Consider the following 13,804-nt stretch of genomic DNA (forward strand, 5'->3'; position numbering starts at 1 on the left):
GGTCGGCACAGCCCTGTGCCGACCTCGATGCCAACTGCCGAACTGGTGGGCGCACTGCCGAAATCGGCGCCCCCGGCAGCGCTGCTCCCGCCCCCAGCGGCTCTACCCCCAGAGCCCCCGCTCCACCAGCACGTCCTTGAGCAGGTCGGCGCGGTCGGTGATCAGGCCGTCCACGCCGTCGTCGATCAGCTGGTTCATCTCGTCCGGCTCGTTGATGGTCCAGACGTGCACCTTCTTGCCGAGCGCGTGCGCCGCCTCGACGGACGCGCGGTCCACGACCGTGATGGAGCCCTCGCGCACCGGGACCTGCAGCGCGTCGGCGTCGCGCAGGGCGCGCCGGGACAGGGCCGGCAGACGCAGGCGCACCCCGGTCAGGAAGCTGGCGATCTCACGGCGTCCGGCCGACGTCGCCACCGGGTGCGACAGCTTGGTGAGCGTGGCCCGGCGTCGGGCCACGTCGAACGAGGTGACGCAGACCCGGTCCCAGGACGCCGTCTTCTCGATGGCCCGCGCGACCGGGCCGACGCCGGAGCCGTGCTTGACGTCGATGTTGACCCGTAGCTCGGGCCAGCCGCCCAGCAGGTCCTCGAGGAGCGGCACGGGCTCCACGCCGCCGATGCGGGCCTCGCTCACCTCGGACCACGGCAGCTCGGCCACCAGGCCGGTCCCGTCGGTGGTGCGGTCCAGCGACTCGTCGTGCAGCGCGACGGCGACGCCGTCGACGGTCCCGTGCGCGTCCGTCTCCACGTACCGGTAGCCGAGGTCGACGGCGGCGCCGAAGGCCGCCAGCGAGTTCTCCAGCCCCTCGGTACCGGCCGAGGCGTGCGCGAAACCGCGGTGGGCGAGGGCTTGGAACGGCCCCTCGAAATAGGTCACTGGCTCGTCCCTCACGTATTGGTGTCGATCTCGACGCTCTGCGCGTCGATGCTGCTCTGGGTCCATTTCAACATGCCGTCGAGGTAGGCCTCGCGCGGCCCCCGAGCCGACAGCGACAGGTCGTGCACGGCGCCCGGCACGACCAGCTCGGTGACGTCCTGGCCGAGGCCCGGGGCGAGCGCCGCCATCTGCTTCACGTCGAGCACCGTGTCCTGGGCGTCGAGCAGCGGGTTGTCGAGGGTGTCGGGGCCCGAGGAGTCCGACCGGGCGAGCAGCACGGGGCACGCGATCTCCAGCCCGGCGGCCACGCGCGCCTGCCCGCGCCGGACCGCGACGAACCACCCGACGCGCCCGGGCACGCCCTCGGGCCGCTTGAGGGTGGTGTCGAACTCCCACCGCCCGCCGTTCGCGGCGAGCAGGTGCTCGGCGTACCGCGACGGCCCGTCGCTGATGATCGCCGTGGTGGCCAGGTGCCCGACGGTGTCCAGGAAGCGCGTCCCGACGGTGCGCTGCCAGTACGACGCCCGCAGGTCGAGGAACGGCGAGTTCAGCACCAGCGCGTCGGGCCCGGCGTCGGCCCCGGCGGCGTTGCGGTGCGCGTGGGCCCACAGGGACGCCGTCAGCCCGCCCGTGGAGTGGGCGTGGACCACGAGCGGCAGCCCGGGCTCCAGCCCGCGCACCGTGCGGGCGGCCGCCGCGATGTCGGTGGCCTGCTCGCGCAGGTCGGGCACGAAGTGCGGGATCTGGTCGGGCTGCAGGGACCGCCCGGCGGCCCGCAGGTCGACGGCGTAGAACGCGTAGCCGGCCGCCGTGAAGGTGCGGGCCAGGTGCTCCTGGAAGAAGTAGTCGTTGTACCCGTGCACGTGGATCACGGCCGCCCGCGGCGGCGGCCGGTCCGTCGGGTGCGGGTAGCGCACCAGGGTGGCGGGCCCGAGCGCCGCCTCCTGGAACGGTTCGCCGAGCAGATGGTCGGTGCGCCAGTCGAGCGCGTCTTCCGGGGAACCAGGCACCTGCGGATCGTATGCTGCCGGGCGTCCTCACCGCGCCCGGTCGCAGCTCAGGTCGGACGGCGGAGCCGCCTCCACCGTCTCGGTCCACTCCGCGGCGGTCAGGTCCCGCCCGGCGACGGCGCACGCCGTCGCGAGCAGGGCGGCCGCGCTCGTGTCCCGGTCGACCACCCGGCGGTTACCGGTGTCCGACCCGATCGCGAGCAGCCGGCCGGGTGCCGCGGTCAGGGCGGGCGCGCTCGTCCGCATGTTGATCTCCCCGGCCCGCTCCCCGGTCGCGAGGTCCACCAGCACCACCGTGGGTTCCGTGCCGCCCACGACGGCGAGCCCGGTACCCGGCAGGACGGCGGCCGAGCGCGGCCCCGGCAGTACCGCCGATGCGGTCGTGCCTGACCCGCCGGTGCCTGACCCGCCCGGGCCCGACGCCGCCCGCACGGCGCCGTCGTCCGCGTCCAGCACGACGACGCCGCCCGCGTGCGCGACGACGAGCGCGTCGTCGCCGAAGGCGAGGGCCGGCGGATCCGCGCCGTCGACCGGGAGCCGGCGGGCGGCGCCGTCGCCCGTCGCCGGGTCGACGACGCCGACCTTCGCGCCTGCGACGAGGGCCACGCGCCGGCCGTCCGGGGCGACCTCGGCCGCGGTCCACGGCCCGCCCCGCAGAGTCGCCTCGTGGTGCACCTCCCCGGTGACCGGGTCCACCACCAGCACGGACCCGTCCGCGGCGGCCAGCACCAGCTCGCCGCCCGCGGAGACCCGCGCGGCGAGCACGTCGCGCAGGCCGGTCTCGTACCGCAGCGGCGGAGCGTAGGTGGCGCGGAAGTCGTCCGGGGTGAGGCGTTCGATGTCCCGGTCCACGGTGGCGGACGAGGTCCACCGCTCGGCCTCCCGCACCGTGCCGTCCTCGGCCCGCACCACGAGCGCCGTGCCGTCGTCGGTCACGACAGGCAGCCAGGTGCCCGGATCGGCGTCGCGCGGGACGACCGCGCCGACCAGCCCGGGCAGCTCGGCGTCGGCCTCAGCGCTTGTGCTGGCTTCAGAGTCTGTGTCGGCTTCAGCGCCCGTGTCGGCGCCGCCGTCGGGGGCGAGGTCGTACCGGATCGCGATGCTCGCGCCGTCACCCCCGGGCGGGAACCCGGCCGCGAGCAGGTACCGGCCGTCCGGCGAGACCGTGCGCCGGGCGCGCGTGTCGAACTCGGTCGAGCGGACAGTCGCGCGCGGGCCCGCGCTGAACAGGCTCCACGCGGTCAGCGTGCGGCCCCGCGCCGTCACCAGCCGGTTCTCGTCGGTGAACGCCGCCGCGGCCGCCGGCCGTGCGCCCCGGAGCTCCCAGTAGGCGTTGCCCTGCGGCACGTCGAACACGTAGTTGCGCTGGTCGCGCACGGCCAGGTACTGCGTGGCCCCGGGCGAGAAGACGACGGTCCGCACGTCGAGCGTCGCCGGAAGCCCGGGGCTGCCGACCACGTTCTCGGACCCGTCCTCGGTGGCCGCCAGCGTGGTGACGAGCGAGTGGACGGTCGCCGCCACCACCCCGTGGGGCGACGTCGCCGCGGTGGCGGCCAGGCCGCCGTCGAACCCGACGTCCGTCAGGACCGAACCGCTCCCCACCACCTCCAGGTCGTCCAGGGCGCGGCGCTCCCAGCGGCCCTGCTCGCCCAGCCGGCTGTCCTGGGCGGACAGGACGACGTAGTCGTCGCCCAGGTCCACCGAGTCGTAGCCGTCGTCCACGTCCGCCCGCGCGACGATGAAGTTGGTGCCCGTGTACCGGACCTCCACGTGCCGTCCGGAGTCGTCCTCGACCAGCGCCGCGAGCAGCAGCCCGGTGGGCGACATCGCGATGTCGAGCGCGGAGGTGAAAGGCGGGTCCGCTGTGTCGTCGTCGGCCAGGCGTCCGGTCCGCAGCAGGTGCACCGTCCCGTCGACGTCGAGCGCCGCGACCGTGGTGACGGTGTCGCCCGTGGCGAGCTCCGTGATCCAGCGGCCGGTCGAGCCCACCACCTGCGGCGCCCCGGTCAGGTCCCAGAGCACGACGTCGCCCGCGGAGGTGCCGGCTACCACCTCCTGGGACAGAGCCGCCGCGGTCATCGCGGTCACGTCGCCCTCTGCTGTCCTGTCTTCTGCTGTCTCGCTCTCTGCTGTCCCGCCCTCAGCTGTCTCGTCGTCGAGGTCGCCCAGGTCGTCGAGGTCGGCCTCCTGGTCGATCCACGACGTGGCGTCCAGCACCGTGAGCAGGGCGGCGTGCGACCGCGGCGACGGGTCCAGCCGGTACGCCTCCGCCGCGAGCAGCGCCGCCCGGTCGGCATCGGTCGCGGCGGCCGCGTGCGCCGCCGCGATCAGCTCCTCGGCGGTCGAGGGCGGCTCCGGCCAGCCGGCCCGGGACGCCGCGAGCCCGGCGGGCAGCAGGCTGACCGCGAGCAGGACGGCGACCCCCAGGCACGCGACGGCGCCCCGCAGCCGCGTCATGGTCGCCCCTGGGTCGAGGCCGCGCCGGGCACCGGCCGGTCGCAGGCCAGGTCGTCCGGCGGGTCGCCCGCCCCGGCCTGCCGCCACTCGTCCGCGGTGAGGTCCCGCGCGGCGAACTCGCACGCCTGGGCGAGCAGGCGCTCCGGCCGGACGTCCCACCGGGTGAGGTAGCGCGGTCCCACGGCCCAGAGCGTCTCCTGCCCGGCGGCGAGCCAGAGCGGGGACTCGCCGTCGACGCTGCCGGCCGGCGCGGTCAGGTAACCCACCTCGTCGCCGGTGGTCGTGTCGAAGAGCCGGATCCAGTCGGCGTCGCCGGCCAATGCCACGAGCGTGGTGCCGGGCACGGGGGCCGCGGCGTTCTGCCGGCCCGTCGTCGGCGCCGCGATCTCCCGCCGGACCGCGCCGCCGTCCCGGTCCAGCACGGCGAACCCGCCGGCGTGGGCCACGGCGAGGAAGTCGTCGCCGAAGGCGAACGCGACCTGCCACTGCCAGAACCGGATGTTGGCGCGCGACGTGAGGCGCCCCGCGGTCAGGTCCTGCCCGCGCGCCTCGCCCGTGGCCACGTCCAGCACCTCGACCCGCGCGGTGCGAAACGTCTCGTCCGCGGTCCGCACGCCGTGGAACGCCACGAGGCGCCCGTCGGGACTGATCTTCGCGGCCCGGATCTTGACGCCGGACCCGACCGGGGCGCGCGCCTGGTGCACCAGCTCGCCCGTCCGCGCGTCCCGGACCTGCACGGCGCCGTTCGCGCCCGCCAGCACGAGCCGCCCCTCGTCGTCGACGGCGGCGTCCAGCACCTCGCCCGGCCGGGTCTCGAACTGCGGCACGAGGGGCGGCGGGTCGGTCCCGGAGGCACTGTCTGTGCTGTCCGTGCCCTCCGTGCCCTCCGTGCCGTCTGTGTCGCCTGTGCCGTCCGTGCCGGAAGCAGGGGCGTCGGCCGCCGCGTAGACCGCCCCGTCCCCGCCGTCGACGAACAGCAGCGTGCCGTCCGCCAGGGGCACGGGGAGCAGGCGCGTACCGGCCGCGTCGGCGAGCTGGCCGCGGACGTGGGACAGCGCCGTCGCGACGGCGGGCGGCGCGACCTCCCCGGAGCCGTCGAACGCGTGCGTCATCGCCAGGAGCGGGGACTCGCCGGCGCTGCCCGCGACAGGTCGCCGGCCCGCGGAGACGACGGTGCTCCCGTCGGGTGCGAGCGCCCGGTCGGGCGGGATGCCGCCGAGATCCGCGGTGGTCCGGGCGAGGGTGTCGACGGCGTCGACGTCCAGCGTCGTGAGGGTGCGGCCGTGGGCCAGGAGGACCAGGGTCTCGGACAGGAAGACGGCGGCGTCCGGCGTGCCGACTCCCTCCAGCCGCTCGGCACGGGTGACGCCGTACCTGTCGAGGCGCACGGTCCAGACCTCGTCCCGGCGGGCTAGCAGCACCTCGAGGCCGGACGGCGAGACGGCCATGACCGTCATCGGGTAGGTGCCCAGCGCGCTCGGCACCGGGCCGGAGTACGTGGTGCCCTCCGTGGTGTCGACCGCGTGGACGGCGTCGTCGAGCTGGGTGAGGACGAAGCGGCCGTCCTGGCTGGTGGCCTGGGTGGTGGCGACGCCGGTGCCGACGTCGTCGGCGAGGTCGCCGTCGAGCACCCGGCCCTCGTCGAGCACCTTCAGGCCGGGCAGCGACCGCCGCTGCCACAGGCCGAGCCCGCGGTTGCTCGCGCGCTGGTGCAGCACGGCCGCGTCGTCCTGGAGCCGCACGGCGTCGAACTCGGTGCCGGAGAGGTCGGTCTCCGCGACGAGGTCGTCGTCAGGATCATCGGCAGGGTCGTCGGCAGCCAGGTCGTCAGGGACCGCGTGCACCCGCAGCGTGTGCTCGTCCGTCAGCCAGCGCACGGTGGCGAACCTGGTGCCGGACGGGTCCACGGCGACGTCGACGACCTCGACGTCCTGCACCTTGCGGGTGCGGCCGGCGGCGTGCAGCCACACCCCGGCCGCCGGCGCGGCGGTCGCGACGGCGATCACGGAACCGTCGGCACTGGCGGCGAGCGCCTTCGGGCGCGCGCCGACCGACATGACCGGGACCGGGGCCCCGTCCAGGTCCCAGTGCAGCACCTGACCGGACTCGGTGGCGAGCACGACCGACCGCTGAGCGGTCCGGAGCAGCGGCGCGACGGCGATCACCTCGTCGTCCACCGTGGTGCGGGCGCCGAACGGGCCGGACCCGTCCACGGACCGCAGCAGCGCGGTCAGCGTCTGGGTGTCCGGCTGCAGCCGGTATCCCTCGACGGCCAGGAGCGCGGCCCGTTCCAGGTCGGTGTCGGCGTCGGCCAGCGCGGTGGCGGCCAGCAGGTGGGCGGTGGCGACTGCCGTCTGGGCGTCGGCCCGCCTGGTCTGCGTCACGGTGAGGCCGGCGAACCCGATCGCGAGGACCAGCAGCGCGCTCAGCGCCAGGAGCGCGCCGCGGGTCAGCGTGCGGTTCCGGCGGCGACGGGCCGCGTCGGCGGTGATGAGGTCGCCCGCGGGCCGCCCGTGCAGGTGCCCGGCCAGCTCGGCGACGGCCCGCTGCACCTGCGGGTCCCGCGCCTCGATCCGGCCCGTGCGGGAGATCCCGGTCAGGTCGACGACGACGGGTCGCGGCGCGCCGTCGCCCGCCAGGACGGGCGGGAGCGGTGTGTCGGGGGCGGGTTCAGTGCGGGCGATCAGCAGCCGCGCGGCGTCGCGGTGCTCCAGCCACCAGGCGACCTCCTTGTCGACCCAGGGAGACCGCGCGGCGGCGGGGGAGGCGAGCAGCACGAACCACTCGGACTCCAGCAGGGCCCGCTCGATGGCGCCCCACAGGTCCGGGTCGGCGGCCAGGTTCTGCTCGTCCCGGAAGACCCGGACGGCGCGGCGCGGGCCCGTGCGTGCGAAGCCCTCGAGCAGCGTCTGCAGCTGCGGCCCGAAGGCGCCGTCGTCGGCATGGCTGTAGGACAGGAACGCGTCGTACCGGGACATCAGCCCTCCCTCTTGGTTCGCAGTCTCAGTTCGCCGTCCGGGTTCGCCGGTAGTCAGAGGTCGCGGTCGCAGGTCAGGTCGCCGGGCGCGGCGGAACCGACCGTCCGCGTCCACTCGGCCTCGGTCAGGTCCCGCCCGGCGAACCCGCACGCCGCCGTGACCAGGGACCGGGGGCGCAGGTCCCACAGGACGGTCTCGTAGCCGCTGACCGCGAGGAGCGACCCGGGTGCCGCGCCGAGCCACAGCTGGGCGAGCGTGTTGCCGGTGTCCGGCGGGCTCAGGCTCCCGACGGGCTGCCCGGTGCGGGTGTCGTAGAGCCGGATCCAGTCCAGCTCGCCGGCCCGAGCCACCAGGTCCGTGCCCGGCACGGGTGCGAGGGCGGACGCCGTGAAGGCGCCGGTCGAGCCGGCGGCGGAGGTGATCTCGGCGCGCACGGCGCTGCCGTCCGGCGCGATGACGAGCACGCCGTCCACCTGCGCGGCCAGGAGCTTGCCGTCCCCGTAGGTGAGGTCGAGCACGGACGCGGGCGTGCGCAGGCCGAGGTGCGTGATGTTCTGCTGGGCGGGCACGGTGAGCGTGCGGGTGGCCGACTGGTCCAGGTCCAGCACCGAGATCGTGGCTTCCTGGGCGGTGCCGGGGATCGGGGCCAGGTCGTGGAACGCGACGTACCGGCCGTCGGGGCTGACGGCGGCCTCCACGGCCCAGGGCTCGCTCGTGGGCGTGTGGCTCGCGGTGCCGCGGTGCACGAGCTCCCCGGTCTCCAGGTCCCGGACCTGGACGCGGCCGTACCCGTCGGCCAGCACGAGCCGGTCGTCGACCACGCGCGCGGCCCGCACCGAGCGGAGCCCGGTCTCGAACCGCGGCTCCAGGGGCCTCAGCGGCATCGGAGAGGTCAGGTCGGCGTCGGTGAGGCCGGCCGTCGCCTCGCCGACCGAGCCGTCCTCGGGGGTCACGACCAGCACCCGGCCGTCGTCCAGCGGCACGGGCAGCAGCCGGTCCCCGATCTGGCCCGGGCGCACGGCGCGGAACACGGGCCGGGCGTTCCCCCGTCCGGCGGTGGCGTCCAGGTCGAAGGAGGCCGCGACGTCGTAGATCCCCTCGCCGGGCGCGAGCGTGGTCGCCCCGGCCGTGGCCAGGAGCGTTCCGTCCGGGGAGAGGGCGGTGTCCACCATGACGGTCTCCTCCCGCTCGACCGACCGGGTCAGCGGCGGGGCCGCGGTCAGGTCCCACGAGGCCAGCGTCGCGCCGTGCGCGGTCACGAGCCGCTCGGCGTCGAGGAACGCGGCTGCGTCCGCCGTCGGCATGCCACGCAGGGCCCACGCCTGCGGGTCGTGCCAGACCGGCAGCTCGACCACCCAGGTCTCGTCCCGGCGGGAGAGCAGCATCCGGGCGGCGTCGTCGTCCGACGTCGCGACGGCGGCCGGCAGCAGCGAACCGAGGGACGCCGGCGCGCCGGTCTCGTACAGCGCGTTGCGGGACGTCCCCACCGCGACGACGGAACCGGACCGTACGGCCGACACCCAGGCGCCGTCGGGCGAGACCAGGTGGTCGACGAGCTCGCCGCCCACCGGCTCGACGACTCCCGCCTCCCGCTCCACCTCCAGGCCCGGCACGGTGCGCCGCTGCCAGTGCCCCGTGCCCGCCGTCACCCGGCGCTGCGCGACCACGACGGCGTCCCCGGTCAGCGCCACGGTCTCCAGGCTGGTGCCGGTGAGGTCCGCCGACTCCGGCTCGCCGCGACCGGTCACGTCCTGGACCAGGAGCCGGTGCGCCTCGTCGTCCCAGACCATCACCGCGAGGCGCTCGCCGTCGGGGTCGAGCGCGACATCGACGACGCCGGTCAGGCGGGCCGTGCCGTCCGAAGCACTGCCGCCGGCGGGGCCGGTGGGGCCGGACCCGGCGGACGGCCCCGTGACCCAGAGCCGCCCGCCGGCCACCGCGGCGACGGTGCGGCCGTCGGCGCTCACGGCGACCTCGGTCACCGCGTCGTCGAACGTGGTCAGGAGCTCCGGTTCCTGGTCGAGGCGCCACCGCCACACCGCGCCCTCGGACGTGCCGGCGACGACGATGCCGGGTTCGTCGTCTGCGTCGTCGTCTGCGTCGTCGTCTGCGTTGTCTTCTGCGTCGTCGTCTGCTTCGTCTTCTGTTTCGTCATGAACGGACCGGGGCGCCGCCGCCAGCGCGACCACGTCGCCGTCCAGGTCCACGCGGCGGCCCAGCGGCCCGGTCGCCTCGATGCTGTGCAGCAGCGCCGTGAACGTCTGGTTGTCGCGGTGCAGGCGGTACCCCTCGGCCGCGAGCAGGACCGCGCGCTCGGCGTCCGTGTCCGAGACCGCGAGCGCGGTGGCGGCCAGCAGCCGGGCGTCGGCGGCACGCGCCTCGGCGTTCGCCCGCAGGTACGCCGCCAGCGTGGTGCTGCCGAAGACGAGTGTCGCGCCGAACAGCACGCCCAGGGTCGCCAACCCGTACCACGTGAGCAGGCGGGTGCGCCGTTCGCGCTGCACGTGCACGCCGATCAGCGCGTCCTTCTCGACGCCGCGCAGCCGGGCGGCGAAGGTGGCCAGCGCCTCGCTCACCAGGGCGTTGTCGGGGTCGATCTCCGCCGGGTCGCGCCGGCCGAGCCGGGCGACGTCGCGCAGGTCCACCCACTTGGGCTCGGTGGTCAGCCGGTCCAGCAGCGCGGGCGGCAGGGTCTCGGTCCCGCCGGCCGGCCGCCCGTCGGCCCAGGCGATGTCGGGGCCGTCCGTCAGCCCGATCAGGAGCCGGTCGGTGCCGTGCAGCTCGAGCCAGCGCGTCACCTCGTGCGCGACCCGCGGCGACCGGGCGGCCGCGGGGGAGGCGAGCAGCACGAACCAGGCGGAGCCCGGGAGGTGGTCGGCTTCCGGGCCGGTGCCACGTACCCGCAGCACGGCCCTGCGGTCCGGGGGTCCGAACCGCTGCCTGCCGAACCGGGCCAGGAGCGTGCCGAACCGCCGCGCGAACGGTTCGCCCGCCGCCGGGTCGTAGCACAGAAACACGTCGTGACCTGGCACCAGACCCCCCATGGCCCCCGGAATGGCCCCCTGACCGCACCGTCTGGCGATGCTAGGCCCTCACCCGGGTGACTTCAATCACCACGGTGAGATCGGCGGGCTCGATCAGGCGGGCTCGATCAGGCGGGGTTAATCAGACGGGGTTAATCAGACGGGCTTGAGTCCCGCCAGCAGGATCTCCAGGTACGGCTCCCGGTCCGACGACGCGCCCAGGCGCACGGCATGCTCCATCCCGCACACCAGGTGCTCCACCTGCTCGGTGGACAGGTCCGGCCGGACGACGCCGGCGGCGCGGGCGCGGACCAGGATCTGCTCGAAGCCGCCCAGGATCTCCTGCTTTGCCTCGTGCACCTCGTCGGACTCGTCCTCGGCCGACAGCAGCACCGGCTGCAGCCCGCCCTCCTCGAGCTGGAGGTCGAGCGCGGCCCGCAGCAGGTCCGCGATCGCCGTGGCCGGATCGGCCTCGGCGAGCGCGGCGCGCACCAGCACGCGCAGCCGTTCGAGCGTGTCCAGGGTGAGCGCCTCGACGAGGGCGTGGGTGGTGGGGAAGTGGCGGTAGACGGTGCCGACCCCGACGCCGGCCTCCCGGGCCAGGTCGTTGAAGCGCAGGGCACCTGGGTCGTGGCGCCGGGCCACGTCGAGGATGCGCGCGCGGCTGCGGGCGGCGTCGGACCGGAGAGCGGGCATGGGGTGAGCCTACCGCAGAAGCGGATGGAGAATCCGTTTCGGGTGCTACGCTCAAATGGATAGTTAATCCGTATGGGCCCGACGGGCCCGCAGAGCAGAGACCGAGGACCAACATGGCTGCACCTGTACCGACTCCTGTACCGACCCCTGAGCCCACGACCACCCCCTGGGACCCCGCCCGCCTCCCCGATCAGACCGGCCGCACGCACGTCGTGACCGGCGCCACCGCCGGCATCGGCTACTTCGCGGCCGAGCAGCTCGCCGCCGCCGGGGCGCACGTCGTGCTCGCGTCGCGGTCGGCGACCAAGCTCGCGACCGCCGTCGCCGCCATCGAGAGCGAGGTACCCGGCGCGCGGCTCGACACCGTCGTGCTCGACCTCGCCTCCCTGGCCTCGGTGGCGGACGCCGCGGCCCGAATCTCGGCCCTGCCCCGCGTCGACGGGCTGCTGCTGAACGGCGGGGCCATGGACATGAAGCGCCGCGCGCGCACCGCCGACGGCCTCCCGATGCTGCTCGGCACCCACACCGTCGCCAGCGCCGCGCTCCTGGCCGGCGTCCTCCCGGCGCTCGCGGCAACCGGCGAGCGGCTCGGCGTGCCGTCCCGGGTGGTGCACACCTCCACGGGCTTCGTCGCGCAGTTCCCGATGGCCGTCGACGACGTCGCCCGGGTGCCGTTCGCGGGCGTCGCCGCCTACACCAAGGCGAAGGCGGTGACCGAGGTGCTCGCGTTCGAGCTCGCCCGCCGCCTGGAGGCCGCAGGCGTGCCGGTCGCCTCCCTGGTCACCCGGCCGGGGGTCGGCGTCGACGCCCGGACGCCGCACCGTGCCGGGATCCGGGACGCGACCACGACGTACCGCCCCAACCCGTACACGCCCTGGGCCCAGGGCAAGGACGGCGCCGCGTGGTCGGCGGTGCGCGCCCTGACCGACCCGGAGGCGCGCAACGGCCAGTACTACGCGCCGGCCGGCCGCCTGCGAGGAGGGCCGGTGCTCGTGGAGCCGACCGCCCGGACCGCGACGCCCGAGGGGGACCTCGCCGCGCGGGTGTGGGCCCAGGTCGAGGACCTCGCGGGCCTGCCCCTGACGATCCCGGCCCGGGCGGGGGAAGGGGCGGCCCAGCGGTAGGCGCTCGGCGGGTCCCCAGCTGCCGCGCCCTCTGCCGCGCCGCCGACCACATGGCAAGATGTCCGACATGCCTACTAACGGTGGGATCAGTACAGGTCAGAGCGGTACAGGTCAGAGCGGTACAGGTCACAGCGGCGCAGGTCAGAGGGCTGCCGGACAGAATGGTGCCCCGCGCAACGTCGGCCGCACCGTCCAGTCCGCGATCTACCGCGCCGGCGTCTACGGCCGCCGCCCGGTCGTGCCGACCAGCCCCGACGCGCTCGCCGTCGCGGCCCGCCGCCGGATGACCCGCACCGGCTGGTCCTACGTGGCCGGCGGCGCCGGCGCGCAGCGCACCGTGGCGGCCAACCAGGAGGCGTTCGGCCGGTACCGCATCGTGCCGCGCCAGCTGGTCGACGTCGGCGAGCGGACGCTGCGCACCACCCTGCTCGGCCGCGACCTGCCTGCCCCCGTGCTGTTCGCCCCGGTCGGCGCGCTGGAGCTCGCCGTGCAGCACCAGCGCGGCGGCCGGGCCGCGGCCCCGGGCAACGCGGAGCCGGCCCTGTCCCGCGCCGCCCGCGACCTCGGCCTGCCCGTCGTCATCTCGTCCCAGGCGTCCACGCCCATGGAGGCCACGGCCGCCGCCCTCGGCGACAGCCCGCGCTGGTTCCAGCTCTACTGGTCGTCCGACGACGCCCTGGTCGAGTCCTTCGTGTCGCGCGCCGAGGCCAGCGGCTGCGAGGCGATCGTCGTCACCGTCGACACCCACGTGCTCGGCTGGCGTACCGCCGACCTCGACCTGGGCTACCTGCCGTTCGCCCGCGCCGAGGGCATCGCCCAGTACCTCAGCGACCCGGTCTTCCGGGGGCTCGTCGAGGCCCGGGTCGAGCGGGCGGCGGCGTCGGATGCGGTGTCGTCGGATGCGGTGTCGACGGAGGGGCCGGCGGGGGAGGAGGCGACCTCGGAGCGGCCCACGCCCGCCGCCGTCCGCTCCCTGCTGTCCATGGCGCGCCACCACCCGGGCCCCACCCTGCGGAACCTGACCCAGCCGCACGCCCGCGCCGCCGTCGAGACCTTCCTCGACGTCTTCTCGCGCTCCACCCTCACGTGGGCCGACCTCGCCTGGCTGCGCGAACGCACCGCCCTGCCCATCCTGGTCAAGGGCATCCAGCACCCCGACGACGCCCGCGCCGCCCTCGACCACGGCGCCGACGGCATCATCGTGTCCAACCACGGCGGCCGCCAGATCGACAACGCCATCGCCTCGCTCGACGCGCTCGGCCCGGTGGTGGACGCCGTCCGCGCGCACGCGGGCACTGCCGGTCCGGACGGCGCCGGGCAGGCGGTCCCCGTCCTGTTCGACTCCGGCATCCGCACCGGCGCCGACGTCTTCACCGCCCTCGCCCTCGGCGCCGACGCCGTCCTCCTGGGCCGCCCCTGGGTGTACGGCCTCGCCCTGGCCGGGGCCGACGGCGTCCGCGCCGTCGCCGAGCACGTGCTGGCCGAGCTCGACCTGACGATGGCGCTCGCGGGTGTGTCCGAGGTCGACCAGATCGGCCGACACAACCTCGCCCTCTGACCGAGCCCTCTGACTGTCGCTCGGGGCCTGTGCCCATCCACCCCTCCCGTCTCAGACGTGCAGGTCACCCTGGTGACCTGCC

8 protein-coding genes are annotated in these 13,804 nt (G+C 75.6%); 2 read left to right on the forward strand and 6 right to left on the reverse strand.

Annotated elements, in window-relative coordinates:
- Window positions 1-102: 102 nt before the first annotated feature.
- The 6 genes from ACFU5G_RS24315 to ACFU5G_RS24340 all read right to left on the reverse strand — a co-directional run bounded on the left by ACFU5G_RS24315 (window position 103) and on the right by ACFU5G_RS24340 (window position 11,040).
- Entirely contained in the window at window positions 103-876 is a 774-nt protein-coding gene (locus tag ACFU5G_RS24315) for a glycerophosphodiester phosphodiesterase (protein ID WP_377250578.1), read from the reverse strand.
- An 11-nt stretch (window positions 877-887) separates the two neighbouring features.
- Window positions 888-1,886: an alpha/beta hydrolase gene (locus tag ACFU5G_RS24320; RefSeq protein ID WP_377250580.1), complete on the reverse strand. Its 999-nt coding sequence runs from the start codon at window positions 1,884-1,886 to the stop codon at window positions 888-890.
- 27 nt (window positions 1,887-1,913) lie between these two features.
- On the reverse strand, window positions 1,914-4,343 hold the full coding sequence (locus ACFU5G_RS24325; RefSeq protein ID WP_377250582.1) for a hypothetical protein: 2,430 nt from the start codon (window positions 4,341-4,343) through the stop codon (window positions 1,914-1,916).
- Entirely contained in the window at window positions 4,340-7,321 is a 2,982-nt protein-coding gene (locus ACFU5G_RS24330) for a toll/interleukin-1 receptor domain-containing protein (protein WP_377250584.1), read from the reverse strand. Before ACFU5G_RS24330 ends, ACFU5G_RS24325 begins: the two co-directional genes overlap by 4 nt.
- 53 nt (window positions 7,322-7,374) lie before the next feature.
- Window positions 7,375-10,338 (reverse strand): hypothetical protein, encoded by a 2,964-nt coding sequence (locus tag ACFU5G_RS24335; RefSeq protein WP_377250586.1) that lies wholly within the window; start codon window positions 10,336-10,338, stop codon window positions 7,375-7,377.
- A gap of 162 nt (window positions 10,339-10,500) precedes the next feature.
- Window positions 10,501-11,040, reverse strand: a complete 540-nt coding sequence (locus tag ACFU5G_RS24340) for a TetR/AcrR family transcriptional regulator (RefSeq protein WP_377250588.1) — start codon at window positions 11,038-11,040, stop codon at window positions 10,501-10,503.
- Window positions 11,041-11,153: 113 nt separating this feature from the next.
- Between ACFU5G_RS24340 and ACFU5G_RS24345 the strand changes: the two genes are divergently transcribed.
- Together ACFU5G_RS24345 and ACFU5G_RS24350 are read left to right on the forward strand one after the other, a co-directional pair.
- Window positions 11,154-12,164, forward strand: a complete 1,011-nt coding sequence (locus ACFU5G_RS24345; RefSeq protein WP_377250590.1) for an SDR family NAD(P)-dependent oxidoreductase — start codon at window positions 11,154-11,156, stop codon at window positions 12,162-12,164.
- Window positions 12,165-12,402: 238 nt separating this feature from the next.
- The gene (locus ACFU5G_RS24350) at window positions 12,403-13,722 is read left to right on the forward strand and encodes an alpha-hydroxy-acid oxidizing protein (protein ID WP_377250593.1); all 1,320 of its coding nucleotides are present in this window, start codon (window positions 12,403-12,405) and stop codon (window positions 13,720-13,722) included.
- Window positions 13,723-13,804 lie beyond the last annotated feature (82 nt).

Source organism: Promicromonospora sp. NPDC057488, from assembly GCF_042802395.1.
GTDB lineage: Bacteria > Actinomycetota > Actinomycetes > Actinomycetales > Cellulomonadaceae > Promicromonospora.